This window comes from Rothia mucilaginosa, from assembly GCF_001061665.1.
Classification (GTDB): domain Bacteria; phylum Actinomycetota; class Actinomycetes; order Actinomycetales; family Micrococcaceae; genus Rothia; species Rothia mucilaginosa_A.
Window position 1 is genome coordinate 79,393 of the sequence record NZ_JVSP01000003.1, and the last position, 26,947, is coordinate 106,339.

Consider the following 26,947-nt stretch of genomic DNA (forward strand, 5'->3'; position numbering starts at 1 on the left):
GTTTCAGGCGTTAGTTACCCCCTGCTGGGCCGCAATCAGCGCCTCAAAATGCGCCGCCATATGCTCGGCGTTCGGTTCTAGTCCGGTGAAGAGGCGGAATGCATCCACCGCCTGGCCCACCGCCATGTAGCCACCCGTCAGCACCTCGCAACCGGCGGCCCGCGCCGCGCGCACCAGCTGCGTCTCTTGCGGCAGGTAGATGACGTCCGCGACCCACAGGCCTTCACGCAGCACCCCGGCGCTCAATGCCGACTCGCTCAGCGGCATGCCCGGATGCACGTGCATACCCACCGGGGTTGCGTTCACCAAACCCTGAGCCTCCAGTAGAGCCTCAATGAGGAGCGTATCGTCGGTCAGCACCTCGATCCGAGTCTGCGGGAAGAGCCCGCCCAGCTGCTCCGCAAGCCCCTGAGCCTTCGCCGCGTCACGCTCGAAGAGGCTCAGGCGGCGCACCCCCAGGCGGCACAGGGCGTACGCCGTGGCGCTACCGGCACCGCCGGCACCCAACTGCACCACGTGCTCCAGGCGCGCCGGATCCTCCGCCACCTGCGGTAGGCCGCGCTTCAGCCCCGCAATGAATCCCGAATAGTCCGTGTTGTCCCCGTAGAACGTACCGTCCTCGCGAATCACCACGCAATTGACCGCGCCCAGGGCGCGCGCCGCATCCGAAAGTTCGTGCAGGTGCTCCATGACGGACTGCTTGCACGGGTGCGTGATGTTGAAGGCGTTAAAGCCCAGAAGGGCCGCCGCATCCAGAAGCGCCGGTGCGGATGCGCCGTCCAGGTTCAGAGCGTCCAGGTCGACGGGGCGGTACAGGTAGCGCACCCCGTGCGCGTCGGCCTCGGCCTCGTGCATGGGCGGGGTGAGGGAAGAGGTGATGCCATCGCCGATGAGGCCCACCAGGAAAGATTCAGTACGCAAACTCATGGTTTCACTCTACGGGTCGGCGCCGGGGGAGGGGAACCGGGGGCCGGACAATTTCACGGGTAACCCCGCCGAACAAATTCAACGGGTAACCCCGTCGAGCCGCCCCGCCGAACCGTCGGGCGAGGGGGCAGAGGTGCGGAGCGAGTATTTTTCGATAAGATTTTGGGCCCGTCGAGCGAATATGGCGAATATATCTGACATCTTCACCGTAAGGGTATAAGCTGGATATAACCCATTTGGGTGGTGCCGTCCGCGCGACCCGCGTGGAGTTGCACAGACACCGTCACAGTGAAGTGATACCTACCTTCGGAGGATAGATTGTCAACGACTGACAAGGCTATGGCACGCTTCGCTGGCGCCGATGCATGGATCGAGCAGTATTTTCTGAACAGTCCTGACGATGAGCGTGAAGAATTCACCTCGGCAGAATTAGAGGATTTGGCTCGCACCCATCGTGCGCTAGCTGAAATCCGCGCCCCTAAGACGCCCGTCGTTGCCGCGCGCAATGATGACTACAACACCACGCTGTACGTCGCCACGGACGACATGCCCCATATCGTAAGCTCCCTGACCGCCTATCTTTCGGCGCATTTCGGCGGATTCCTCGCGATTTTCCACCCCATCTTCCTTGCCGAACGCGATACGGATGGCAAGCTCATCAGCCTGCGCGGCACCGGCACCCGAGCCAACCTGGCCAGCGGCGACACCGCCGCCGTTGGTATGCCCTCTCTGCAGCTTTCCGAGGGCGCTCCCGAGGGGTCCACGGTCACCATTGAATCCTGGATTGCGATTCGTCTGACCCGCTACCTGAACGAAGACGACCTGCGCCTGCTGGAGCACGATGTGCGTCGCGTGCTCGCCGATGTGCGCGCCTGCTACACCGACCTGGAGGGCATGGTCACCGCGGTCTTTGATATCTCCCAGGCCATGTACGAGCTGCGCGGCGCCACTCTCGGCCACGGCGAGGAATCCTACGCCGCCAACCCGCGCGGTGTGGAGCCCGCCTCCCGCGTGGAGGTGGCACAGGACTTCCTGCGCTGGCTCACCCGAGGCAACTTCGTGTTCATGGGCGTTAAGGAGCGCGTGCTTGACGGCACCTCCGGCGCTATCGCCCTGGTGGACCGCCCCGGTTCGGCGCTCGGCATCCTGCGTTCGACCGAGGGCAAGAGCCGCATCCCGCTTTCCGGCGACACCCTGGACCGAGCTCTCTTCCCCCGCCCCGTGTACATCACGAAGGCTAACTCCCGTTCCACGGTGGCCCGCAACGACTACCTGGACTACATTGGTGTGCGCCGCTTCGATATGAGCGGCCGCGTCATCGGTGAGTACGTGATTCTGGGCCTGTTTACCCGGCAGGCCTACTCGCTACCCGCCATCGAGACTCCCCTGGTGCGTGAGCGAATCGCCATGGTGCGCCGCCGCCTGGGTTACCACCCCGGTTCCTACTCTGATAAGGCCCTGCTCGGGGCGCTGGAAGATTACCCGCGCCTGGAGCTGCTGCAGGCCTCGGTCAACGAGCTGACCGAGACGTTCAGCGGCATCATGGGCCTGGAGGAGCGCCGCAAGACCCGTCTCTTCCTGCGCGCGGATCGATTTAATCGGTTCATTACCGCCGTGGTGTACCTGCCCCGCGATCACTACAACACTGACGTGCGGTACCGCATCGAGCGGGTGTTCCGACAGGAATTTGATTTGAGTGCCATCGACTACGAGGTGTACCTGTCCTCCTCGTCGCTGGCCCGCCTATTCTTCCGTATTCGGCTCACCAACCCCAACGATGTGCCGACCACGGATTATCAAGCTCTCGAAAAGCAGATGCAGCAGGTCACTCGCTCCTGGGTGGAATCCACCGCAGCTGCCATTGAGGCATGGAAACCCGGTGCGGAAGGCCGCCGACTCGCGTCAGCCTGGGCCGACGCAAGCAGCGCAGCTTACCGAGCCGATTACACAGTAGAACAAGCAATCGAGGATATCGTGATTCTTGAATCTCTCTCGGGCAAGAAGCCCGCCGCAATCAAGGTTGAAGCCGGCGAAGCCAACACTACCCGACTGAAGACCTACCTGTCCGCACCTCACACTCTCACCGAGCTCCTGCCGGTGATGCAGAACATGGGCCTGGTCGTTGTGGATCAGAAGCCCTACGAGTTCAAGCCTGAGGACGGCGAAGAGTACGGCTACCTCTACGACTTCGGGGTCGAGTTCCCCGAGGGCGTGGACCCCAACGCCGTCGCATCCCTCTACGAGGATGCCCTGAACGCCTACCTGCTCGGTGAGCGCGAGTCCGATACTCTGGACCGCCTGATTCTCTCCGAGGGCCTCACCTGGCAGGATGTACGCCTGTTCCGCGCCCTGAACCACTACCTGATTCAGCTGGGCCTGGGCTACACCCCCTCGTTCATGTCGAACACCCTGCTCGCCAACCCCGGCATCACCAAGCACCTGGTGGAGTTCTTCAACGTCAGCTTCGACCCGAACAACGGCCTGAACGACGAGCAGCGCAACGCACGCCGCGAAGAGATTGAGGTGGCCCTGGTTGAGGAACTGAACAAGATTCCCACCCTGGACGCCGACCGCTACCTGCGCTCCCTGAGCAAGGTTATTCGCGCCATCCTGCGCACCAACGCCTACCTGGGCCGCGAGGCATTCGCCATCAAGGTTGCACCGCAGCAGATTGACTTCGCACCCCTGCCCCGCCCCAAGTTCGAGATTTTCGTCTACTCCCCGCGCGTCGAGGGTGTCCACCTGCGCTTCGGCGACGTCGCACGAGGCGGTCTGCGCTGGTCCGACCGCCGCGACGACTTCCGCACCGAGGTTCTGGGCCTGGTCAAGGCTCAGATGGTGAAGAACGCTGTCATCATCCCCACCGGCGCAAAGGGCGGTTTCTACCCCAAGCAGCTGCCCGACCCCGCCGTGGATCGCGACGCCTGGATCACCGAGGGCCGCGAGTCCTACAAGGTCTTCATCCGCTCCCTGCTGGATGTCACCGATAACCTTGAGGTTGGCACCGACGGCTCCGAGACCGTCGTTCGCCCCGAGGGCGTCATCGCACGCGACGAGAACGACTACTACCTGGTGGTCGCAGCGGACAAGGGTACCGCCGCATTCTCCGACACCGCGAACGCTATCAGCCTCGAGCGCGGCTTCTGGCTGGGCGACGCCTTCGCATCCGGCGGCTCCGTCGGTTACGACCACAAGGCAATGGGCATCACCGCACGCGGTGCCTGGGAGTCCGTTAAGCGTCACTTCGCCGAGCTCGGCCACGACGCTCAGACCGAAGAGTTCACCGCCGTCGGTATCGGCGACATGTCCGGTGACGTGTTCGGTAACGGTCTGCTCCGTTCCAAGGCAACCCGCCTGGTCGCAGCGTTCGACCACCGCGACATCTTCCTGGACCCGAACCCGGACGCAGCCGTCTCCTTCGAGGAGCGTCAGCGCCTGTACAACCTGCCCCGTTCCTCCTGGCAGGACTACAACCGCGAGCTGATTTCCGCCGGTGGTGGCGTGTACTCCCGCGGCCTGAAGTCCATCGAAATCACCCCCGAGGTGCGCGAGGTTCTGGACCTGGACGAGTCCGTCACCGAGCTCGCACCGACCGAGCTGATTTCCGCCATCCTCAAGGCACCGGTCGACCTGATTTACAACGGCGGTATCGGTACCTACGTGAAGGCCTCCACCGAGACCAACGCACAGGTTGGCGATAAGGCTAACGACGCCCTGCGCGTCAACGGCAAGGATCTGCGCGCCAAGATTGTGGGCGAGGGCGGTAACCTCGGCTTCACCCAGCTGGGCCGCATCGAGGCCGCACGTAACGGCGTCATCCTCAACACCGACGCTATCGACAACTCTGCAGGTGTGGAGACCAGTGACCGCGAGGTCAACATCAAGATCCTGGTGGACCGCCTCGTGGCTCGCGGTGAGCTCTCCAGCGAGGAGCGCGCCTCCTTCATCGAGTCCCTGCAGGACGAGGTTGGCGGCAAGGTCCTCGAGACCAACGTCAACCAGAACGTACTGCTGCAGGGCGAGTTCCACGGTTCCTTCCTGGGCACCAACCTGTACAAGCGCCTCATGCACGACCTGGAGGAGCACGCCGGCCTGAACCGCGCCGTCGAGTTCCTGCCCACCGACGAGGAGCTGGACGAGCGCCTGGAGACCACCGGTGACCGCCTGACCCGCCCCGAGCTGGCTGTCCTGGCTGCGTACGTGAAGATTTACCTCACCCACGCCCTGGAGCAGACCGACTTCGCGGACGACCCCTACCTGGAGGGCGTGCTGCGCAGCTACTTCCCGGCAGCACTCGTCGAGCGCTTCGGTCAGCACCTGGACTCGCACCCGCTGCGTAAGGAAATCATCTGCACCCGCGTGGCCAACGAGCTGGTCAACATTGGTGGCATCACCTTCGCGTACCGCATCATGGAGGAGTTCAACGTCGGTATCGACTCCGTCGCCCGCGCCTTCATCGTGGCCCGCGAGCTCTTCGAGCTCGGCACCGCCGCTAAGCTGCACAGCGAGCTGTCCCCGAAGACCCCGCTGGATGCATGGTTCACCGTGCTGCGCGACAACCAGCGCGTTCTGGACCGTGCGGTCCGCTGGTTCATCACCGAGCGTGGCGTGGTTGCCGGCGCAACCATCTCCGAGCTGCTCGAGAACTTCGGTTCCGTCGTCGAGATGCGTCGCAACCTGCCCGAGTACCTCTCCGGCAGCTCCCGCGACCGTGTTCGTGCAAAGCGCGACGCAGGCGAGGCATGGGGCCTGCCCGAGGAGCTCATTGTCATCTGGATCCGCGGCTTCGAGGGCTACGCCCTGCTGGACGTGATTCGTTCGGCCGCCGATCACGACTTCGAGGCAACCTCGCTGGCACCGGTCTACTTCGCCACCTACGACCGCTTCAAGGTGGACGAGCTGCTCGGCCTCATCACCGAGTTGCCCCGTAGCGACCGCTGGGAGATTCTGGCACGCCAGGCAATGCGCGGTGCCCTCTACGAGACCGCCGCAGAGCTGGCACTGTCCGTGGCTGAGGGCGCGAAGGGTGACTTCTCCACCGTGGACGGTGCACAGCAGGCTCTGGCCAGCTGGATTGAGGAGCACCCGACCCGCGTGGGTAACATCGACCGCATCCTCGACGAGATTGCTGAGGCAGCTCCGGATGCAACCGGTCACCCGCGACTGGCTGTGGTCTCCGTGGCCCTGCGCACCCTCGCTAGCGCATCCTAAACGCGAGGCGGTAGCCGCGCCGTACCGTCGCACAGCGGTGAATGCGGTACGGTAACCGTACATTGAGCATCCCGGCTTCCTCCTGCTGGAGGGGCCGGGATGCCTTGCATATGCACCTAACGGCATATGAACATGAGAGCAAAATGTGTTCCAAATCGCCTAAAATTCAAGTTAGGGTTGAATAAAAGTTCAACATTTTGCTTGACGCGTACAGTATATTGATGACGGCGGCATCGTTGCGTGCGCAAGCTCCGCGCTAAATTAGGCGTAGGGGAGGGGCTACACACGCGATGTTTTGGATGCTTGCCCGGCCAAATAACCCCCTCGGGTGGATGAGGCTGATCCGGCATGCATTGACGGTACGAATCCGATGGCCCACCTGGCCGCCGCGAGGGGTGCCATCTCTGTACGACATAACGCACGACACCATCACTCACTCAACGTTAATCTCCGGCCCGTTTGCGGGCTGGGCCCGCATACTCTCTATTTCGACTGAAAGTCTTCAACGTTGTCCACCAACCACGGTAGCGAGGAACAGCGCGCTAGCGCGTGGCGCCTCCTCATTAACTTTCTGCTATACGTTTCCCCGGTCGCGCTGCTGACCACTGTCTTCCCCATCGTCACGCCCACCATCAACAGGTACAACTTGGGTGGCGTGCCCCTGATTCAGGTGATTCTGGCTGCATCCATCACCGTGCCCTGGCTTAGCCAGGCCGCCTGTCTGCCGCTCTATCGAGCCATTCAGATGGAGCATAAGAAGATTGCGGATGCCCGCGAAACCCTGCGCATCCAGGCTGAGACGCTCGAGAATCAGCTCAAGCGTGCCGAGGCGAAGGCTACCCGCGAGCGTCTGAACGAACCCCAGTTCCAGGACATTACCGACCTGGCCGCGTTCAGCCGCAACTGGATTTACCTCTTCTTCGTGACCATGCCGCTGGTGTTGCTTTTCGCAATTCCGGTTGCCCTCGTCCTGAAGTGGAACGCGACTGCCGTCGGTGCCTTCTTCGTACTCGGCGTGCTCAACATTGCCTTCGCGCAGCTGCTGGTCATCCCCAACCTCGCGAAGAACCGCGTTATCTGGTTCATCGCCTGGCTCGGCTACACCCTGGCCCTGTACTTCTTCCCCATCATCTGGTTCCTGCCGCCGCTCGTTGGCTCGCTTATCCTGCTGATTGGCCTGGGTAAGAACTTTGTGCACCTCTTCCGCTTTGCGCATATTCCGCTCAAGGACGTCGCAAAGGATGCTCTGCGTGGCTTCCTGACCGGCTCCATCATCTGGGCCGATAAGTACATGCTCTTCCTGGCCACCTCCGGTGAGATTAACGTTGTGGCCATTTACATGAGCCTGATTCCCGCCGTGATCGCTTACAACTACTTCTTCGTGGTAGAGGCCGATCGCGTCAACGACGCAATTCAGTACCTGTGGACCGTGTTCGAGCGCCTGCCCTACAACCGCGTTCGCGAAGAGGCTCATAAGGCCACCCGTGCCTCCGACCGTTCGATTCGCAACTCGCTACTCGTCTACATCGGTAGCGGCATCATTACCGGCATCCTGATGTTTATCTTCATGCTGGATTCCTTCCCGCTGGCGCTGATGGGTCTGGTCGTCGCGTTCCTCTTCGTGGCCGTCGCCCTGCTCATCTACCAGATTGAGTACATGACCATGTTCAAGACCGTGCAGGTGCTCTCCGCGGCGCACCTCATTCTGCTCATGATCTGCTTCGCAATCCTGCCGAACGAGACCGGATACCTGCCCATCATCGTGGGCGAGGCGGTCCTTGCGTACGCCTGCTACCGGGTGTACCGTCAGGCTTGGCAATCACCCGAATACTCTCTCTTCTGGCGCCGCGCACTCGCCTGGTAACGCCTGCCCGCACGCCGGTCCGCAGACATCGTTCTGCGGGCCCGGCCAAGAACACACCACGTAGCACGGCCCGTGAAAGACACAACCAATGACTGAACAGATGTACCGAAACCACTATGCTCCTCTGCAGCTTCCGGAGCCCGGAGAGCACTACACCGATCCCGAGTACCCGGATGTCGATGTCGCCATCATCATGGAGTCCACCTACCCCTACCTCAAGGGTGGCGTCTCCGCGGTGGTGCACGATATCGTCTCTGAGAACCCCGACCTCTCCTTCGGCATTATCCACATCGCGTGGGATAAGAACTCGCCGCACGAGGATCTCTACGGCATGCCCAAGAACGTCAAGTGGGTTAAGGTGATCTACCTGAGCCTCGACGTCAACCGTGCTGCCTTCGCCGCCGAGTGCGATCCCGACAGCCTGCACATGAAGATGCCGCAGCGTCGAGAGCTGGCTGATCGACTCATCCAGGGCTTCAACGCGCTCATCGCCGGCGACGTCAACCCCCTCTGGAAGCTCTACGACGAGGGCATCAACCCCGCCACCCGCACCTACAACCTCTTTGGGCTCTTCGGTACCCGCGAGTTCATGCAGGTTATCGCCAACCTCGGGTTCTTCAGCGAGGTTCCCTTCGGCGAGCTCTTCTGGAAGGTACGCGACTTCGTTTCCATCCTCTTTGCGCTGCTGCACGAGCGGATGCCCCATGCCCGCGTGTACCACGCCCACACCACCGGCTACGCGGCTCTCATCGCTGCCGCTGCCGCCCGTGACCACGGCACCAGCTTCCTGCTGACCGAGCACAACCTGTACATTCGCGACACCATCAACACCAAGCTCGAGCGCAACATGGCGAAGCCGATTACCACCGACTACGCTTTCCTCGCTGAGGAGCGCGAGCACCCCGGCCTGGGCCCCGTCACCCTTGACGAGCGAGCCTGGTCCGTCTGGTTCCTGGAGATGGGTCGCTTCTGCTACCCGAGCGCCGATATGGCCACCTACCTGTACCCCAAGGCACTGGAGGAGGCGCGCGGCATCGGTGCGCCCATCGACCAGATGAACGAGGGCGAGAAGGACCGCGCCATCATTCTGCCCAACGGCATGCTCATCGAGTCCGTTGCCGAAGCCTACTACGCCCGCCAGGCGGCGCGTGCCCGCATCCTCGCCGAGGGACGCGGCCACGTGTGGCGCTTCGTGTTCATCGCCCGCGTGGTGCCCATTAAGGGCCTCACCGACCTGATTCGCTCCCTCGCGGTACTGCGCGACCAGGGCCTCGTGAACTTCCACCTGGATGTGCTCGGCCCCAAGGACCACCTGCCCGAGTACTACGAGCTGTGCCTGCGCACCATCGAAGAGCTCAACATGGGCGAGTACATCACCTTCCACGGAACCGTGAATGTGCGTGCGATGCTCGACCGCTTCGACCTGCTGCTTATGCCCAGCTACAATGAGGGTCAGCCGATTGTGGCGCTCGAGGCGATGGCTGCGTCCATCCCGCTGGTCAGCACCGACGTGGGCGGTATGTCCCAGCTCATCGACGATGTGCTGGTCGCCCCCGACGGCCACGAAATCGGTAACTGCGGTATCTTGACCATCCCCGGCGATATTCACGGCTTCGCGGCGGCGCTGCGCACCCTTATGGAGGAGCCCAGCATCTACGAACGCTACTGCGTGAACGCCTACGACCGTATCGTGAGCTTCTTCCAGCTGCGACTGGTCATGGACCGCTACAACACGATCTACCGCGAGCTGGGCAAGCTGCCCCCTCGCGCCCCCGAATTCGACCCGGAGTACGATGGCCACGAGTAAGTTTGAACGGCTCGGCGGCCCCGGGAAGTTCGGCGCGTGGGTTCGCTACGGCGGTAAACCCATCACCCAGCAGCAGCTCGACTTTGCGGTCAAGAATTACTCCGTGGCGATTCTGCAGCCCTGGGAGCTGGAGGCTGCCCGCTACCTCAAGAAGCACGCCCCGCAGATGGTGGTCCTGGCCTATAAGTGCCTGTCCTCCACCCGCTCCTACGAGCCGGGTCCCATCTACTCCTCGGGTCTGTCTTTCGCGCAGGCCGTCTCGCTGGCGAATTCCGGTAAGGATTTCTTTGCGCACCGCCTCAACGGCGACCGCATCGAGTGGAAGGGCTATTCCAAGCACTATCAGATGCAGGTGTGGAACCCCGGCTACCGCTGGTACTGGGTGGATTCGGTGGTGCGCGAGATGCGTGACTCGCCCTTCGACGGGGTCATGGGCGATAACGACGTGGAGAACGACTACTACGGCCTGAATCTGCCCATTCAGGGCGTGCAGTCTATGACCACGATTCGTGAGGGCCTGGACCGCCTGGTGGCTTCTGCCGGCGCCGAGCTGAACGGCATCGGCAAGATTCTGGTGCCCAATATTGCCGAGTCGCGCCTGCGCTGGGGCAAGTGGGAACGCCACAGTGCCTACGGCGGCGGTTTCGAGGAGGTGTGGCTCGGCTGGGGCCCGAACGATTACCTGGCTTCGCCCTACGCCGTGATGCAGGGCCGCGATATTGCGCGCGGTTCCGGTGGCGACGTGTCGCTCGGGGTGTACCTCACCGGCCTGAAGCGCGGTGCCTCCACGCAGAAGAAGGTGACGATTCTGCGCACCCCCCTGAGCGGCCGGAAGTCGCCCCTGACCGGTACGGACGAGAACTTCCTCTACGGCCTGGCCGGCTTCTGGGTCTTTGGCGGGGGAGCCTTCACCGGCATTAGCGCGACCCACCATGACGCCTACGACGAGATTCCCCACGCCCCCGAGCTCACCTTTGATCTGGGGGATGCCGCGGGCGGCATCGTGGTTCAGGGAACGGTTCAGACCCGCACCTTTACGCGCGGTTGGGCTGCCCTGAACACCGGCTCGAAGGATGTGACCGTGAAGGTTCCCTCTCATCTGGTGGATGCGGCAAACCGCCCGGTGCCTTCGAGCTTCACGCTGCGGGCGCATCAGGGTGTGGTGTACCGCCGTAAGGCGTAATTTACCGTAAGCGGTAATTTTAAGGGCTGATTCACAGCGTAGTAGCCCTGTACTATGAAACAAGCGGCTGGAATATAGCCAACCGTTCTCGCGGTGTTGAGTTTAAGGAGTGAACTACAGTGAATATTCTTTTGATTGACGGCGGTAAAGCATTCGCCCACTCGGCGGGTCGTCTGAACCACACCCTGCATCAAGTAGCCCGTGATACGTTATCGGCGCTCGGTCATCATGTGCGAGAAACTGTGATTGACGACGGGTACGATATTCACCAGGAAGTAGAAAAATTCCAGTGGATGGATGCGGTCATCTGGCAGATGCCCGGTTGGTGGATGCACGAGCCGTGGACCGTGAAAAAATATATGGACGAGGTGTTTACCGCCGGTGCGGGTACCCTGTACGCTAATGATGGTCGCCACAGGGTCAGCCCCACTGAAGGATACGGCACGGGCGGTCTTCTTCAGGGGCGGCGTCATATGCTGTCGCTGACGTGGAACGCGCCTCGCGAAGCTTTTACCCGGGAGGGCGACTTCTTTGAGGGACTCGGGGTAGATGCCCTCTATATGCACTTTCATAAGGCCCATGAGTTCATGGGGACTACCCAGTTGCCCACCTTTATTTGCTATGACGTGATTAAAAATCCGCAGGTCGAACAGTATCTCGCTGACTATACTGCCCACCTCAACGAGGTCTTCGGTCAGGCGTAAGGGTTTTAAGCCTGCATGCCTTCATAAGCATGTCTGAGGTGGATGCGGAAAACCGCCCGGTGCCCTCGAGCTTCACGCTGCGGGTGCATCAGGGTGTGGTGTACCGCCGTAAGGCGTAATTCACCGCTCGCGTAGCTCTTCTGAGCTTCTGTGCGACACCCCTTATTTGCGCATATAACCTCATAAACAAACCCACCGGCAATATAACCAAATGGCTATATGTACCGGTGGGTTTGTTATATGCGTGCTAGATGAGCTGGGGTAGCTTACTTAGCGGGGTAGGAGGGCACTTCGTAGCCGCCCATACGCTCCAGAACGCGAATCACCTGGCAGGAGTAACCGAACTCGTTGTCGTACCAGACGTAGACAATTGCGGAGTCATCGGTCACCACGGTAGCCAGCGAGTCCACAACACCTGCGGTGCGGGAACCCACGAAGTCGGTGGAAACAGCCTCAGGGGAATCCGAGTAGCCCACCTGGCGGCGCAGCTCGCCGTCGATGGACTCGCGGCGGAACAGCTCGTTCAGCTCCTCAGCGGAACCTGCGGGCTTGGTCAGCTTCACGTTCAGGATTGCCATGGAGACGTCCGGGGTGGGAACGCGGATAGCGTTACCGGTCAGCTTGCCTTCCAGCTGCGGCAGAGCCTTCGACACGGCCTTAGCTGCACCGGTCTCGGTGATGACCATGTTCAGCACAGCGGAGCGACCGCGGCGGTCACCCTTGTGGAAGTTGTCAATCAGGTTCTGATCGTTGGTGAACGCGTGAACGGTCTCAACGTGGCCGCGCTCAACACCGTAGGCGTCATCCAGAACCTTCAGCGCCGGAGTAATCGCGTTGGTGGTGCAGGAAGCGGCGGAGAGAATCTTGTCCTCATCGGTGATGACGTCGTCGTTCACGCCGAACACGATGTTCTTCATGTCGCCCTTGCCGGGAGCGGTCAGCAGAACACGAGAGATACCGGGGCGGTTCAGGTGCTGCTCCAGGCCCGGAACATCGCGCCAACGGCCGGTGTTGTCCACCAGCAGGGCGTCCTTAATGCCGTACTCGGTGTAGTCGACAGTGTTCGGGTCCGAGGAGTAAATGAAGCGAACCGGAACACCGTTAGCGATGATGGTGCTGTTCTCCTCATCCACCTCAATAACGCCCTTGAAGGGGCCGTGAACCGAGTCGCGCTCCAGCAGGGAGGCGCGCTTAACCAGGTCCTTATCACCGTTCTTACGCACCACCACGGCGCGCAGGTTCAGGCCGGAACCCAGCGGCGAGGAGGAACGCTCCAGCAGGATGCGGGCCAGCAGGCGGCCAATACGACCGAAGCCGTACAGCACAACGTCCTGCTCCTTCGGCTGGTCACCCTGGTGGTTCACGGAGGAACCCAGCTGCTCGGGCAGCCACATGGACAGCTCGGGGGAGCCAGCCTCGCGGTGTGCCTTGTGCAGGGCAGCGATGTTAATCGAGCAAGCGCCCAGGTTCAGCTCAGTCAGAGCACGAACCAGCTCGAGGGAGTGCGCGGGGTTCAGGGGCGCACCATCAATGTGGGATACGAAATCGTGCAGCTTCAGCAGCTCAATGACGGACTTGTTGACCAGGCTGCGGCCGTGAATGCTCAGCACCACGCCGTTCTCGCGGTGCAGCTTACCGATGAGGGGGATCAGCTCCTCTGCGGTAGCCTCACGGTTAACCCAGGTAGCGGTTGCAGTCGTCACGTATGACCTTCTTCCTAACTTCGTTGTCGGAGGGTAGGCGCGACGATGCTGTCGCGTCAATACCGGGCCGGGCGTAAGACCCGGCGTCGGTTTAAGTCTAACCCGTACAAACCCTTCCAGAGCCTCAAAATCAGCGATATTGAGGCTAAAAGTCAGAAGAGACCGAAGGCAGTTTGTGAACCCACACGGCAAGCCAACAGAACCCGTCAGAAGGGAAAGCAAAACCACTTGAAATCCCCACAAAAACGCACTCTCCCGAACGGACTGGCCGAGTAGAATTGAAACCATGTTGACTGTAATCGGTGAAGCACTCGTAGACGTCGTCCACCAGCACGACGGAGAAACCCACGCATACCCCGGCGGATCCCCCATGAACGTCGCCGTTGGCGCATGCCGCCTCGGCCACCCCACCAACTTTGTCGGCCACTACGGCCCGGACGCCTACGGTGAAAGCATCAACGCGCACCTGAACGCCTCCTCGGTGCAGCTGCCCTTCGAACCCACCGCGGAGCGAACCTCCGTCGCCCAGGCCACCATTGGCGCCGACGGTGCGGCGGAATACGAATTCGATATCGAGTGGGCCCTGGACGCTATCGCCGAGGAGCTGGCTGAACTGGCCCGCAGCTCCGACGCAGTGCACACCGGCTCCATCGCCGCCATGCTCGAACCCGGCGCGCATGTGGTCGCAGCAGCTTTCGAAGCCGCTCGCGACAGCGCCCTGCTCAGCTACGACCCGAACTGCCGCCCCACCCTCATCCACAACGTTGACGAGGGCCGCGCTTGGGCTGAAAAGTTCGTCTCCTTCTCCAGCGTCGTGAAGGCATCCGACGAGGACCTGCAGTGGCTCTACCCCGACCGTTCCCTCGACGACACCGCACGCGCATGGCTTGACCTCGGCGCCGAGCTGATGGTCATCACCCGCGGTGAAGACGGCCCCATCGCCTTCACCAAGAAGTACCCCGAGGGCATCAGCCAGCCCGCACACCGCGTTGAGGTTGCGGACACCGTCGGTGCTGGCGACTCCCTCATGGCGGCTCTTATTGCGGGCCTGCTGGACCGCGGTATTGCCGGCCCCGAGGCTCGCGCCAAGGTTGCCGCACTGACCGCCGAAGACATTACCGACCTGATGCACTTCTCCGCCACCGCGGCGGGCATCACCGTCTCCCGCGCGGGCGCCAACCCGCCCACCCGCGAGGAACTCGTCGCCGTCCTGAACGGCTAATAAATGGCGCGCGGCCGGCGGATAGCTCACCCTATCCGCCGGCATCGTCATATACACGGCCCCCTACCCCGTGGCAATACAACCATCGCGAGAAATCACGAGGAGAATCATGAGCTCCATTGGCTCCGCGCCCCTGCCCCGCGAACCCTACGCGGGTCTGCCCGAACTTCCTGAATTCACCCTAACCTCGACCGACGTGCAGGACGGCGGCACCGCCCCCGAGTGGATGCGCTCCGCCCTCTTCGGCGTGACAGGCGGTCAGGATCGCTCCCCGCAGCTGTCCTGGAGTGGATTCCCCGAAGGCACCAAGTCCTTCGTGCTCACCTGCTTCGACCCGGATGCGCCGACCCCCTCGGGCTTCTGGCACTGGACCGTCTCTAATATTCCCGCCGAGGTGACCAGCATTGACACCGGCGCGGATGCACCTGCCGGCGCCCTGACGCACCGCAACGACGCCGGTGTGGCGGGCTTCCTGGGCGCTGCGCCTCCGGCTGGTCACGGCCCGCACCGCTACATTTTTTGCGTCACCGCGGTGGACGTGGAGAAGCTCGACATTGACGAGAACGCAACTCCCGCCGTCGTGAACTTCAACCTGCTGGGTCACGGTCTGGGCCGCGCGTTCCTGACCGTCACCTACGCGGAACCGGCGGCATAGCGGCACGCCGGCACAGTCTCACCAGACCCGCGCCCTGACCAGTACCGTACACTGACCAGCACCGATACACCCCACCACTGAAGGCAAACACTGCATGATTAAACTCATCGCCAGCGACCTGGACGGCACCCTCATCGGGCACGATTTCCGGTTCCGTCCGCGTACCTTGCGCGCCCTTGAGGCCGCCCGCGCCGCCGGAATCGACATCGTCTTCGTCACCGGCCGCCCGAGCCGCTGGCTCACGCCCCTGCGCGAGCAGACCGACTTCGACTCCTACGCCATCTGTTCCAACGGTGCTGTGGTGTACCACCTGGGCGCGAACGAGGTGGAAGAAGTCAACGGTGCTGATCCCGCGGTGATTGCCCGCGCCCACGAGCTGCTGGAGCCCATGTTCCCTGACGCCACCTACACCCTGGAAACCGTGGATACCGTCTACATTCAGGGGCCGCACGACGGCGGCGAGGTGCTCGAGGGCGCCCGCGTAGTGGAGGCGAAAATCGCCGAGGCGCTCGAACGTATCGGTTCAACCCAGGTCATTAAGTACCTGATTCGTGTGCCCGGCATGGACCCGGATATTCTGCAGGCCCGTGTGCATCAGGCGGTGGGATCGCTCGTGGCCGTCACCCGCGGCGTGGTCGGTGAGCCGCTCATCGAGATGGGCTCCAAGGACGTCAACAAGGGCCGGATTTTGGAGAAGTTCGCGGCCCGCCACGGCATTGAGACGCACGAGGTCATGGCGTTTGGTGACATGCCGAATGACGCGGAGATGCTCTGCTGGGCGGGGGAGGGCTTCGCCATGGCGTCGGGTCAGCCGGCGCTCATCGAGAAGGTGGGGCGCACCTGCCCGCCCTTCCACGAGGACGGCGTGGCGCAGACGATTGAGGCGATGCTCGCCGAACGGTCCTAGCCGCCTAGCACTAGCTATCCAGCACTAGCTATCCAGCACGAGCCATCCGGTGCTAGCTATCCAGCGCTAGCGGCTGGGTGAGCCTCCGCAGACATAACTTAGACATAAACTTTTATGTCTACACATAAAAAATTTGAGTCTAGACATAAAAATTTATGTCTAGACTCAAATTTTTGTGTCTGATTTACATCTGATTTGTGTCTAAACAGGGTGGCAGTTGTATGTAACGTCCAGAAGACGCAAAAGCGGCCCGGATGGAAACCAATCCATCCGGGCCGCTTTTCTACAGCCTACGCTTCAGGAGCACTACTCCCAACGGGTGTAAGCGTAAGGAGCTCTAGTGTCCCTCTGTACTCTTCTCTGCGTCGAAAGGTTCCAGCGGGTCGCCAGCAGCCTTCGTGTACTTCGCGATGAAGGTCATCAGGTGGAAGATAATCAGGGTTGCCGCGGTACCCAGAGCAATACCGGCGAAGGACAGCTCACCGAAGGTCCAGGTGTAGTCCGCAATACCCACAATCAGCGCCACAGCAGCGGTGGTCAGGTTGATCTGGTTCGAGAAGTTCACACGGTTCTCACTCCAAATACGTGCACCGAGCATACCAATCATGCCGTACAGCACGGTTGCGGCACCGCCCAGAACACCCGCCGGGACGGTCGCAATTGCCGCACCGAATGCGGGGAACAGGGACAGTGCAATCGCGAAGATAGCCGCCACCCAGTACGCCGCGGTGGAGTACACCTTGGTCGCAGCCATCACGCCAATGTTCTCGGCGTAGGTGGTGGTACCCGAACCGCCACCCATGCCCGCGATGGTGGTTGCCAGGCCGTCAGCCATGAGGGCGCGACCCGAATAGTCGTCCAGGTTCTTGCCGCTCATCAGAGCAACAGACTTCACGTGGCCGATGTTCTCAGCCACGAGCACCAGAATCACGGGGATGAACAGGCCGGCGAGCTCCCAGTGGAACTCGGGGGTCTGGAAGTGCGGCAGACCGATGATGCCCTGAGTCTCAACAGCCTTGTCAATCTTGGAGAAATCCACCTCGCCGCGAATCACGGCGGTGATGTAACCAACGCCCACGCCCAGCAGGATGGACAGGCGACCAATGATGCCCTTGAACAGCACAGAAATCAGGATGATGGAGCACAGGGTCACCAGCGCGGTCACCGGTGCCACCATGAAGTTGTCCTTAGCGCTCTTCGCCAGGTTGAAGCCAATCAGCGCCACAATCGAACCGGTCACGACCGGGGGCATGAGCTTGGTGAGCCAGCCGGTGCCGGCGAACTGAACGATCAGGCCGACCAGGAACAGCGCCACACCCGCCATGACGATGCCGCCGAGGGCGCCCGCTGGGCCGTGCGAGTTCATGGCAGCCGCCAGGGGAGCGATGAACGCGAAGGAGGAACCCAGGTAGGAGGGGACGCGGCCGCGGGTAATCAGCAGGAAGAGGACGGTGCCGATACCCGAGAAGAACAGGGTGGTTGCCGGCGGGAAGCCGGTGATAATCGGCACGAGGAAGGTTGCGCCGAACATGGCGACCACGTGCTGCGCACCAATACCGATGGTAATCGGCCAGGCGAGGCGCTCGTTCGGGGCGACGAAGGAACCGGGCTTAATGCTACGGCCGTCGCCGTGAATCGACCAGTCGAAGCCGAAAAGCTTAGAGATGCTCAAAGGGAGCTCCTGAAGTGAATGTGGTGTATAAAATTCCACATTATTCTACGCGCCTATGGGCGTAGGTCACAGCTAAATGCCTATAAATATGAGCAGGGATACCCCTAAACCGCTTATATTCCCAATTCGCTATCTGATTGATGGGTGCGGGGTACATAAAAATACCGTCGCCCCCTATATGCAAGATATTGCATATAGGGGGCGACGGTATTGATGAAGACAGCGTCGCGAACGTTTAGAGAGCTTCCTGAAGAGCCTCGAGGTGATCATACTTCGACAGCTCGTAGCGCAGGTGGCCCTCGGTCGGGGACTGCACCGGCAGGAAGGAAGCCTCACGCAGGCGGCGAGCGGTCGGGGACTCGGCCACGTAACCGGCACCTCCAACAACCTGCAGCTCAAAGTGAGTAGCAATGGTCGCGAAGTGCGAAACCCCCAGGCGCAGGCTCAGCAGGTCACGGCGCTCGGCACGCTCCGGTTCGGACGCCAGGCGAATCAGCTCCTCCCGCAGGCTCTCGTACTCGGAGAGGATTAGCGGGAACTCGGGGCGGAAGATGCCCTTCGACACGTCCAGGTGCTTAGCGGCCTCCTGCAGAGCACCTGCGGCCAGGCCCAGGCAGAAGGAAGACTGAACCAGCAGGAACGGTGCGGTGACATCGTGCAGGAACGCCTCGAGGTTATCGCTCAGGATATCCTCGCTCGGCACGAAAACGTCCTCGAACTTCAGGGTGCCCGACTCGGTGCTGTTGAGCGCCAGCAGGTCGCGGTGGTAGTAAATCTCCAGGCCCGGCACATCCTGGCGAATCGTCACAATGTAGCGGTCCGGGTGACCCTCGGGAGCGTTCTCCAAGGCCACCGGCAGAACAATTACGCCGCTCGGGTACAGGTTCGATGCCCAGGAGATAGAACCGTTGAGCTTCAGGCCACCCTCAACGAGGGTGCCCTTCACCTTAATCGGCTCCAGACCCGACGCCTCCTTGTACGCCGCCGCCATCGCGGTGGTGCCGCTGACGGTCGCATTGGCCAGGCCCTCGGGCAGCTCGCGGCCCACGGCGTCGAAGAACGCGATGGTCGAACGGTGAGCCCAGAGCGAGAAGGCGGTGGTGGCGTCCTCGGTAGCCAGGTCGAATGCAACAGCGACCTGGGGAACCAGGGAGCCGCCGTCGCGACCCAGGGTAATCAGGCCGTCCTTGGCAATCTCACGGAGGGTCTCGAAAGGAGAACGCTCGCCGCGGTCAACGGCCTCCGCATTGGTGCGGGCGAGGGCGAGAACCTGCTCGCGCTGAGGGTAGTCGTACAGGGGTTCCAGGGTGAAGCCGGACATGTGGTTTCTCCTAAGCGGGGAGCGCGCGTCTATGCGTGCAGCTTGAACAGTCGGTCGATGGGGGTGCTGACGGCCTTGCGGGCGCGGACGACAGCGTCTTCGTCGGGTGCATCGTAGAAGCACAGGCACTTGGCGGTGTCTTCACGAACGTAGGTGCGCAGGAAGGAAACCTCGGGCACCTCGGCGTACTTGGGGGCGTTGGCCTTCTTACGGGTCAGGTACTGTTCCATGGTGATCTCTGCGGGGATGTCCCACTCGACCAGGTAGTCGGCGTCCTTCTTGAGCTTCTTGATGTCATCGAGCTCTGCGCCGACGAGGCGGACGGCGTCGGGGCCTTCGACGGAGGCGCGCTCACCGATTGCTGCGGCGAGGTCGGGGCCGAATGCGGTGTTCTCGGCTTCGATGATGACGAAGACGATCTTGTGGTCTGCGGAGACCTGGGTTTCGATGAGCTCCGCGCCGTTGGTCAGGGAGGAGTTGACGGTCTCGATGAGGGCGGTTGCCTCTTCCTTGGACGGGTTAGCGGGGGTCAGTTCTACCAGGTACAGTGCCATGATGTTCTCCTTGGGAGGTTGCGTTGGGGTGGCCGGCCGCGTGTTTGTCCGGCCGTTCTGGAATCACCTTAGACCTGTAGTTGAGGGCTGTCTAATAGATGTCCGTTCGTGGCGTAATGAGTCCTTTTTTGACTCTGATTTCCGTCATGTGCGTTCACGCGGAGACATAAATCGTCACAGTTCCGCGCGCGGGAACCTGCCTGCGGCCGCAGAATTTTCGCGCGGGTTATCGAACCCGATGGCGCATCTATCCGCGGCGTCCTGCTCGTGCCGCAAAGTCATCGAGGGCGCGGTTGAGAGCGGGGACAGTCCACACTTTTTGCCCCTGAATTTTGACGCGTTCTTCACGCAGAATCTGCAGCTCCACCATGCGGTTGAGGAGGCGATACACACTAGCTCGGGACCCCTGCGTGTGCTCCTCCACCATGTGCGCGGTGAAGGCGGGCTCAGTGCAGCACAGGTCAGTGAGGGAACGCAGGAGAGGGGTTTTACGCTGTGCAATGGACAGCACCTCATCGCGCAGGGTTTCAATGTCTTGCGCCAGGATTTCTGCGTTGGTGATTGCCTTCTGCGCGGCGTCGATGAAGAGCTCGATGATGGGCTCAGCATCGCCTGCACGGTAGTCGGTGAGCGCCTGAATGTACCCGTCGGTATCGTGCAACAGCCCGGAGGAGACGGGCAGAATCACGTGGCGAGTGACGCCGCGGGCGAGCAGGAGCGCGGAGATGAGGGCTCGCCCGGTTCGACCGTTGCCGTCAGTGAAGGGGTGGATGGTCTCAAATTGGGCGTGCGCAATAGCCGCCTGTGCGAGGGGGTCAATATCGCGGCGGTTCATGAAGGCTACAAGGTCTTTGAGGGCGGCAGGAACCCGCTCGTAATGCGGTGCCACATAGTCGGCGGTTACGGGTGAATCACCCTTAATCCACACCCACTGGGTGCGGAGTACACCGGAGTCCTGCTGCAGGCCGCGGGTCAGTTCGCGGTGCATCGCCAGGATGTTGTCGACGCTAATGTTCTCTGCGGTATTCAGGGCTGCACGCATGGCGTGAACATTGCGCGCCACCAGCTCGGCGTTAACGCCGACCTTCGACCCGCTTGCCCCCAGGACGGCAAGAGAGAGCCTGCGTGCGCTAACGGTGAGGTTTTCAATCTGTGAGCTGGAGGCGGATTCGCCGCGCAGAAGAACTGCCGAGAAGGGGATGCCGCCGATGTGGTGGAGTCGCTCATCGAAGCGGGTCATTGCGGTGGCGTTCTCTTGGAGGCTCGCTCGCAGTGCGGGGCTGAGTTCGACGTTGCGTTCGGCAATGGAGGCGGGTACGGCGCTGGAGAAGGCGCCGGAGTTGCGGCGCGTTGCGCGTCGGGAGGCGAGGGCGTCGCGGTGAACCCCGGGGGTTTGCGGCTCCCATGTGAGGGCGGGCCAGGTGATGGCTGTGGGCATGGTTCCTCCTCCCTCCTCCTCTTCATCGGTGTCGTCTTGCTGGTCGTATGGGGGGTCTTAATAAGACAATACACTTCGATTTTCTTATTGGGGCGCTTAATAAGAAAATCCGCGCGGATTGTCTCATTGAGGAAAACGCCCGGAGTGTGCATCCAAAGCCTCTTTACCCTTCCCCTCCTGAACCTGTCCTCAACATTTCGGCGCTCCGGCTACCGGCGCATACAGCAGGGCCCCGAACCCTTGGTAATTCAAGGATTCGGGGCCCCTAGCCTATACACGCTCGCCTATACACGCTCACGCCGCCTGAAACAGCGAGTCAGCAGTGCAGGCAAGTAACTTTGTGGTTACTTCACGCCGCGCATCATCTTCTGAACCGGCTTGTGCACCAGGAACAGCAGCACACCGGTCGCGATGGTGATAATACCCATCCAGGTGAAGTAGGGAATTTCGGTTTCCATGCTGTAGAACGGAGCCAGCCAACCGGACAGCACGGTACCCATTGCCACGGAGGTGAAGTACAGCGCCATCATGTTCACGCGGTGCGCCTTCGGTGCGAGCTTGGTCGCCAGCGAAATACCCACCGGCGAAATGATCAGCTCGGCGATGGTGCAGACGAACAGAATCAGCACGATCCAGCCGACGTTCACGCTCTGAACGCCCGCCTGAGCGAGGAAGATCCAGAACGCCAGACCGATGATAATTAGCGCTGCGGAGAACTTCAGGGTGGTGACCGGCTGGCGGTCGCCCCACTTGGTCCACAGGGCGGAGAACATCATGCCGAAGACGATGATGAAAATCGGGTTGATGGAGTTGACCAGGTTCGGGCTCAGTTCCATGCCCAGGATGTTCCAGTTGAGGCGCTCATCCGAGTACACCGCCATGACGGTGAACTGCTGCTGGTACAGTGCCCAGAACACGGCGTTTGCAATCCACAGGGGGATGAACGCGGTGACGCGGGAACGCTCGTCGGAGGTGACGTCCTTGGCGGTCAGCATCTGTGCGAACAGGGCGATAGCGCCGATGAAGATGAAGCCCATGACCCAGTTCTTGAGGTTGTCTGCGGTCATCAGACCGGTTGCCAACAGGATGCCGAGAACGACGACGATACCGACCAGTGCCAGGAAGAAGTTACGCTTCTGAGCGCTGGTGAAGGGGGTGCCCACGTGGTGTACGGAGGCGGGCAGGTTCTTGCGGGTCAGCGAGTACTGGATCAGACCGGCAGCCATACCGATTGCGGCAAGACCGAAGCCGAGGTGGAAGCCGCCAGCCTGCCAGCCCCAACCGGTCAGGATCGGGCCGATCAGTGCACCGGTGTTAACGCCGATGTAGAAGATGGTGAAGCCTGCGTCGCGGCGTGAGTCGTTGTCGCTGTAGAGCGAACCGACCAGCACGGATGCGTTACTCTTCAGGCCGCCGGAGCCGATAGCGACCAGCAGCAGACCAATCACCACGCCGGGGATGCCGGGGATGAGGGAGAGGGAGATGTGACCCGCCATGATGCCGATGGCGGAGTAGAAGAGGGTACGCTCGGGGCCGAGGATGCGGTCACCGAGGATACCGCCGAGGATTGCCATGAGGTACACGACTGCACCGTACGCGCCGATAACGCCGGTGGCGAGGTCCTTGTCGAGGCCCAGGCCGCCCTTGTCGGCGGTGTAGTACAGGTAGTAGATCATGATGCCCTGCATGCCCTAGAAGGAGAAGCGCTCCCACATTTCTACGGTGAACAGGTTCGCGAGCATACGCGGGTGGCCGAAGAAGGTCTTGGTGTCCTTGGGTTCGGCACCTGTGATGGTGTGAGACATGGTGGTAATTCTTTTCTGTGCAAGCCCGGGGTTCTGTGTGACCCGGGCAATATGTGTTTAAGTCTATACCCTTGTGGGTGCATATGTATACATATTGTGTTCATGTATTTCAAAGATTGAACCATTAATCAGTGCATGAAAAACCATTTCGATTTTTTCGTATGCATCATTTCCAAATCTCACAAACCCCCAAATACCGGGCTAGATGCGCCACGCACCCCCAAAGCGCTAGAGTGGAACCACAACTATGCCCACCCGGCACCCCACCGTGCCGATCGGCCCGTCCTCATTCAATTCAAAGGAGAACCCCATGACTGCTGTACCCCAGGTTGACCCCCGCGACGTTCCCGCCGGTGCAACCATTATCGACGTTCGTGAAGACTACGAGTGGGAGGGTGGCCACGTGACCGGCGCAAAGCACATCACCCTCAGCACCCTCGCCGACCGCCTGGCCGAGCTGCCCGCACCCGGCGAGGACTTCTACGTCATCTGCCACGGCGGTGGCCGTTCGAACCGCGCGGCAACCTTCCTGCGCGGATGCGGCTACGCGGCCCACAACATTGCGGGCGGCACCAGCGCGTGGTTCGCCGCCGGTCTGCCGATGACCAGCGAGAACGGCGAAGCACCCGCAGTCGTTCACTAAACCGCGGGTTCGCCTGCACGCCATACAATGGAGTCCGTGACTGAAACTTCCGCGGACCGTATGTTTTCTACCTCGAACGCTCCCGCTTCTGCGCCCGATTCCCACGCCCTGCCGAGTATTCTGCAGGGCATCCCGTGGGATGCGCAGACGCGGGAGCTTGTCGTGCGCCCGCTTCCTTTCGTGGTGAACTGCGAGGAGGCGTACCCGCTGCTGAGCGGTGGTGCCGAGTATTCCTTCTGGCTGGATTCGGCGCGCGAGGAGTCGCCCATGTCGGTCGCCTCGTATGTGGGCGTGGTTCCGGCGCAGCTGTCGCCCCTGCGCGTGGATTCGGCGCGTGCGGCGGCTGAGTCTGGCGGGGAAGACCCCTTCGCCCAGTTGGAGGCGGCGCTCGCCTCCGCACCGCGCGTGCACCCGGACGCCGTGGTGGCAACCGGTCTGCCCGCGGGTTTGCGTGGCGGTTACGTGGGTTATTTCGGCTATGAGGCGCGTGCCGCCATGGGCATGGAGCATGGCCACCCGGTGCCCGGCTACCTGCCGGCGCATGAGGCGCCGACCCCGGATTCTCTGTGGTTGCCGGCGGTCCGCTACCTGGTGCATGAGCATGCCCGCCCGGGGGTTGCGGCGCGTAGCTGGCTGGTGGGCGATGAGTCGTGGTGCGAGGCGGCGGAACAGCTGCTGACTGCGGCGCTGACTCCGGTGCTGAGCGCGGCACTGAGTGCGGCAGGGGAGTGCGCCTCCGAAAATACTCCCGTCAACACCCCTGACAATGCCCCTGAGCTCGCCGAGCTCCTGCTCTTCCCGGCACCCGCCGCGGAAGCCTACATGGACTCCGTTCGCGCTAGTCAGCACGAAATCTACGAGGGTAACAGCTACGAGGTGTGCCTGACCGCGCAGACGGTCGCGCGCATCCCCAACCCGAGCCCGGAGCTTTTCTTTGAGCTGTACCGCCGCCAGCGCGCCCACAATTCTGCACCCTATGCGGCGTATCTGCGGTGTGGTGATTTTTCGGTGCTTTCTTCTTCGCCGGAGCGTTTTTTGAGTGTGGATACGCACCGCAACGCGCAAACCAAGCCGATTAAGGGTACGGTGCCGCGCGGCGCCACCCCGGAGGAAGATGCCGCTGCAGCGGCATGGTTGCGTACCGATGAGAAGACCCGCGCCGAGAACCTCATGATCGTGGACCTGCTGCGCAATGACCTGTCGTTGGTTTCCGAGCCGCACACGGTGCGCGTGCCCGTGCTTATGGGTGTGGAGAGCTATTCGACGGTGCATCAGCTGGTGTCTACGGTCAGTTCGCGTCTGCGTGAGGGAATTTCCGCGGTGACTGCCGCGCGGGCGTGCTTCCCGGGTGGTTCGATGACGGGTGCCCCGAAGCCTTCGACCATGCAGATTATTGAGGGTCTGGAGGGTCGCGCTCGCGGCGTGTATTCGGGTGCTCTGGGTTTTGTGTCGGTGGATGGTTTGGCGAACCTGTCGATTGTGATTCGCACGCTTGTGGCGCACGATGAGGGCACGGTGACTCTTGCCGCGGGCGGCGCTATCGTGGCTGATTCCGACCCGACCGCCGAGTATGAGGAGATGCTGACGAAGCTGCGTGCCGCGTTGCCGCCGTCGGTGGGTCGCGTGGTGGAATAGCCTAGCGCTGGAATAGCACAGGGAATAGCCTGCGCCGCCTGCACGTGAGCCGCTACACTTGAACTATGACTAAGCTTTCTGAAAACCTCCCCATTGAAGAAGCCCGTGAACGCCTGCGCCAGCTGATTTCTGAGCTGGCTGTGGTGCGCGGGCACGTGGTCCTCGCCTCCGGCAAGGAAGCCGACTACTACGTTGACCTGCGCCGCATCACCCTGCACCACGAGGCTTCTCGCCTGGTGGGTCAGGTCATGCTGGACCTGCTGGATAAGAACGGCATCGAGTTTGAGGCTGCTGGCGGCCTGACCATGGGTGCTGACCCGGTGGGTACCGCGATTATGCGTGCCGCTGGTGATCAGGACCGCGCGATTGACGCGTTTGTGGTGCGTAAGGCTCAGAAGTCTTACGGCATGGGCCGTCAGGTGGAGGGCCCCAGCGTTGAGGGTCGCCGCGTGGTTGCTGTTGAGGACACCTCCACGACCGGTGGTTCGGCGCTGACCGCTGTTGAGGCGCTGCGTAAGGCTGGCGCTGAGGTTGTGGCGGTTGCTGTGATTGTTGACCGTGCGACCGGCGCTAAGGAGCATGTGGAAGAGGTTGCGGGCGTCCCGTGCCTGTACGCGTACTCGAAGGATGAGCTGGGCCTGGACTAGTCTCTACTGGCTTGGACTAGGACCTCGTGAATTTTTAAGACGTTCCCGTTGCGGCGGGTGAACCCGTGCCGCTGGCTGCTGTGTGTGGCCGGTGGTGCGGGTTTTTGTCTGTAAGATGGCTCTGTGGGCGCCGGAGTGGCGCTGGTTGTTGGCGTGAAGGTGGTTGTGATGGTTGAGAATCGTGAGGCGGCTGAGGCTGTGCCTGCGGAGGCGGCTGTAGCTGAGGCTGTTGAGGGTACTGAGCAGGGTACTGCCCGTTTTGAGGTGGGTGTGGGCCCGTGGGAGGGTCCGTGGCCTGAAGGTGACCATTGGGATGAGGAGCTGCTGCGTGAGGGCGACCGCCGTAACGTGGTGGATAAGTACCGTTACTGGTCGATGGACGCGATTATTGCTGACCTGGATACGCGCCGCCATGATTTTCATGTGGCGATTGAGAATTGGCAGCATGATTTGAATATTGGCACGGTGGTGCGTACTGCGAATGCGATGTTGGCGAAGGAGGTCCATATTATTGGGCGTCGCCGTTGGAATCGTCGTGGTGCGATGGTGACGGATCGTTATCAGCATGTGCGTCATCATCCGACGATTGAGGATTTTGTGGCGTGGGCGCAGGCTGAGGGTCTGGAGATTATTGGTATTGATATTTTTCCGGATTCGGTGCCCCTGGAGACCTATGATCTGCCGAAGAAGTGTGTGCTGGTTTTTGGTCAGGAGGGCCCGGGCTTGTCGGAGGAGTTGCATGCGGCGGCTAGGGATACTCTGTCGATTGAGCAGTTTGGGTCGACGCGTTCGATGAATGCGGCGACGGCTGCGGGTATTGCGATGCATGCGTGGGTTCGCCGCCATGTGTTTGGCCAGATTCCGTCGTAGTTTGGCGGCTGTTTATGAGGTGTTTAAAGGTTCCGATGCGTTGTGTGCGCGTCGGAACCTTTTTGTTGGGGGTTGGGGTGGCTTAAACCACGCATGGAATTACCTAGGCGTGTTAGTGTTAATTCAAGTCACAGGGAATATGAGAATCGCACTCTCAGTTTCGGTTTGGGGCATGCGAT

General features: G+C 61.6%; 18 protein-coding genes and 1 pseudogene. 12 read left to right on the plus strand and 7 right to left on the minus strand.

Translation table 11 applies throughout. The features are described from left to right. Positions 1-3: 3 nt before the first annotated feature. Positions 4-927, minus strand: coding sequence for a shikimate dehydrogenase (locus tag ADJ95_RS02670; RefSeq protein ID WP_049332316.1), 924 nt, complete (start codon positions 925-927; stop codon positions 4-6). A gap of 339 nt (positions 928-1,266) precedes the next feature. Between ADJ95_RS02670 and ADJ95_RS02675 the strand changes: the two genes are divergently transcribed. The 5 genes from ADJ95_RS02675 to ADJ95_RS02695 all read left to right on the plus strand — a co-directional run bounded on the left by ADJ95_RS02675 (position 1,267) and on the right by ADJ95_RS02695 (position 11,696). Next, entirely contained in the window at positions 1,267-6,138 is a 4,872-nt protein-coding gene (locus tag ADJ95_RS02675) for an NAD-glutamate dehydrogenase domain-containing protein (RefSeq protein ID WP_049332317.1), read from the plus strand. A gap of 508 nt (positions 6,139-6,646) precedes the next feature. Further along, on the plus strand, positions 6,647-8,002 hold the full coding sequence (locus tag ADJ95_RS02680; protein WP_049332318.1) for a membrane protein: 1,356 nt from the start codon (positions 6,647-6,649) through the stop codon (positions 8,000-8,002). A gap of 88 nt (positions 8,003-8,090) precedes the next feature. Next, complete coding sequence (gene pelF / locus ADJ95_RS02685) at positions 8,091-9,809, plus strand: GT4 family glycosyltransferase PelF (protein ID WP_049332319.1); 1,719 nt, start codon at positions 8,091-8,093, stop codon at positions 9,807-9,809. After that, on the plus strand, positions 9,796-10,992 hold the full coding sequence (locus ADJ95_RS02690; RefSeq protein WP_049332320.1) for a putative glycoside hydrolase family 15 protein: 1,197 nt from the start codon (positions 9,796-9,798) through the stop codon (positions 10,990-10,992). Before pelF ends, ADJ95_RS02690 begins: the two co-directional genes overlap by 14 nt. A gap of 119 nt (positions 10,993-11,111) precedes the next feature. Further along, on the plus strand, positions 11,112-11,696 hold the full coding sequence (locus ADJ95_RS02695; RefSeq protein WP_005504206.1) for an NAD(P)H-dependent oxidoreductase: 585 nt from the start codon (positions 11,112-11,114) through the stop codon (positions 11,694-11,696). A 266-nt stretch (positions 11,697-11,962) separates the two neighbouring features. Here ADJ95_RS02695 and ADJ95_RS02700 read toward each other — a convergent pair whose 3' ends face one another. Next, a complete protein-coding gene (locus ADJ95_RS02700; protein WP_049332323.1) occupies positions 11,963-13,399 on the minus strand; it encodes a glyceraldehyde-3-phosphate dehydrogenase in 1,437 nt (478 codons plus the stop codon). A gap of 286 nt (positions 13,400-13,685) precedes the next feature. Between ADJ95_RS02700 and ADJ95_RS02705 the strand changes: the two genes are divergently transcribed. From ADJ95_RS02705 to ADJ95_RS02715, 3 genes are all read left to right on the plus strand, one after another. Continuing rightward, the gene (locus ADJ95_RS02705; RefSeq protein ID WP_049332324.1) at positions 13,686-14,621 is read left to right on the plus strand and encodes a carbohydrate kinase family protein; all 936 of its coding nucleotides are present in this window, start codon (positions 13,686-13,688) and stop codon (positions 14,619-14,621) included. Between the two features lie 109 nt (positions 14,622-14,730). Next, positions 14,731-15,276 (plus strand): YbhB/YbcL family Raf kinase inhibitor-like protein, encoded by a 546-nt coding sequence (locus ADJ95_RS02710; RefSeq protein ID WP_049332326.1) that lies wholly within the window; start codon positions 14,731-14,733, stop codon positions 15,274-15,276. A 94-nt stretch (positions 15,277-15,370) separates the two neighbouring features. After that, a complete protein-coding gene (locus ADJ95_RS02715; RefSeq protein WP_049332328.1) occupies positions 15,371-16,183 on the plus strand; it encodes an HAD-IIB family hydrolase in 813 nt (270 codons plus the stop codon). A 337-nt stretch (positions 16,184-16,520) separates the two neighbouring features. On the opposite strand, the gene ADJ95_RS02720 is transcribed toward ADJ95_RS02715, so the two are convergent. From ADJ95_RS02720 to ADJ95_RS02740, 5 genes and pseudogenes are all read right to left on the minus strand, one after another. Then, positions 16,521-17,855, minus strand: a complete 1,335-nt coding sequence (locus tag ADJ95_RS02720; protein WP_049332330.1) for a uracil-xanthine permease family protein — start codon at positions 17,853-17,855, stop codon at positions 16,521-16,523. Positions 17,856-18,090: 235 nt separating this feature from the next. Next, positions 18,091-19,176, minus strand: a complete 1,086-nt coding sequence (locus ADJ95_RS02725; protein WP_049332331.1) for an acyl-CoA dehydrogenase family protein — start codon at positions 19,174-19,176, stop codon at positions 18,091-18,093. 29 nt (positions 19,177-19,205) lie between these two features. After that, the gene (locus tag ADJ95_RS02730; RefSeq protein WP_049332333.1) at positions 19,206-19,730 is read right to left on the minus strand and encodes a DUF4242 domain-containing protein; all 525 of its coding nucleotides are present in this window, start codon (positions 19,728-19,730) and stop codon (positions 19,206-19,208) included. Between the two features lie 247 nt (positions 19,731-19,977). Continuing rightward, entirely contained in the window at positions 19,978-21,168 is a 1,191-nt protein-coding gene (locus tag ADJ95_RS02735; RefSeq protein WP_049332335.1) for a Fic family protein, read from the minus strand. A 344-nt stretch (positions 21,169-21,512) separates the two neighbouring features. Beyond that, a pseudogene (locus tag ADJ95_RS02740) lies at positions 21,513-22,973 on the minus strand (peptide MFS transporter). Positions 22,974-23,283: 310 nt separating this feature from the next. Here ADJ95_RS02740 and ADJ95_RS02745 point away from each other — a divergent pair. The 4 genes from ADJ95_RS02745 to ADJ95_RS02760 all read left to right on the plus strand — a co-directional run bounded on the left by ADJ95_RS02745 (position 23,284) and on the right by ADJ95_RS02760 (position 26,768). Then, entirely contained in the window at positions 23,284-23,616 is a 333-nt protein-coding gene (locus ADJ95_RS02745) for a rhodanese-like domain-containing protein (RefSeq protein ID WP_049332336.1), read from the plus strand. A gap of 27 nt (positions 23,617-23,643) precedes the next feature. Further along, the gene (locus ADJ95_RS02750) at positions 23,644-25,251 is read left to right on the plus strand and encodes an anthranilate synthase component I family protein (RefSeq protein ID WP_049332339.1); all 1,608 of its coding nucleotides are present in this window, start codon (positions 23,644-23,646) and stop codon (positions 25,249-25,251) included. A gap of 65 nt (positions 25,252-25,316) precedes the next feature. Further along, the gene (gene pyrE / locus ADJ95_RS02755; protein WP_005507935.1) at positions 25,317-25,898 is read left to right on the plus strand and encodes an orotate phosphoribosyltransferase; all 582 of its coding nucleotides are present in this window, start codon (positions 25,317-25,319) and stop codon (positions 25,896-25,898) included. A 123-nt stretch (positions 25,899-26,021) separates the two neighbouring features. After that, entirely contained in the window at positions 26,022-26,768 is a 747-nt protein-coding gene (locus tag ADJ95_RS02760; protein WP_152691858.1) for a TrmH family RNA methyltransferase, read from the plus strand. Positions 26,769-26,947 lie beyond the last annotated feature (179 nt).

Coding starts and splice junctions, on each gene's coding strand:
- ADJ95_RS02750 (WP_049332339.1), top strand. CDS start 23,644: ATGGAGTCCGTGACTGAAACTTCCGCGGACCGTATGTTTTCTACCTCG.
- ADJ95_RS02690 (WP_049332320.1), top strand. CDS start 9,796: ATGGCCACGAGTAAGTTTGAACGGCTCGGCGGCCCCGGGAAGTTCGGC.
- ADJ95_RS02725 (WP_049332331.1), bottom strand. CDS start 19,176: ATGTCCGGCTTCACCCTGGAACCCCTGTACGACTACCCTCAGCGCGAG.
- ADJ95_RS02730 (WP_049332333.1), bottom strand. CDS start 19,730: ATGGCACTGTACCTGGTAGAACTGACCCCCGCTAACCCGTCCAAGGAA.
- ADJ95_RS02715 (WP_049332328.1), top strand. CDS start 15,371: ATGATTAAACTCATCGCCAGCGACCTGGACGGCACCCTCATCGGGCAC.
- ADJ95_RS02675 (WP_049332317.1), top strand. CDS start 1,267: ATGGCACGCTTCGCTGGCGCCGATGCATGGATCGAGCAGTATTTTCTG.
- ADJ95_RS02705 (WP_049332324.1), top strand. CDS start 13,686: ATGTTGACTGTAATCGGTGAAGCACTCGTAGACGTCGTCCACCAGCAC.
- ADJ95_RS02670 (WP_049332316.1), bottom strand. CDS start 927: ATGAGTTTGCGTACTGAATCTTTCCTGGTGGGCCTCATCGGCGATGGC.
- pyrE (WP_005507935.1), top strand. CDS start 25,317: ATGACTAAGCTTTCTGAAAACCTCCCCATTGAAGAAGCCCGTGAACGC.
- ADJ95_RS02735 (WP_049332335.1), bottom strand. CDS start 21,168: ATGCCCACAGCCATCACCTGGCCCGCCCTCACATGGGAGCCGCAAACC.
- ADJ95_RS02745 (WP_049332336.1), top strand. CDS start 23,284: ATGACTGCTGTACCCCAGGTTGACCCCCGCGACGTTCCCGCCGGTGCA.
- ADJ95_RS02710 (WP_049332326.1), top strand. CDS start 14,731: ATGAGCTCCATTGGCTCCGCGCCCCTGCCCCGCGAACCCTACGCGGGT.
- pelF (WP_049332319.1), top strand. CDS start 8,091: ATGACTGAACAGATGTACCGAAACCACTATGCTCCTCTGCAGCTTCCG.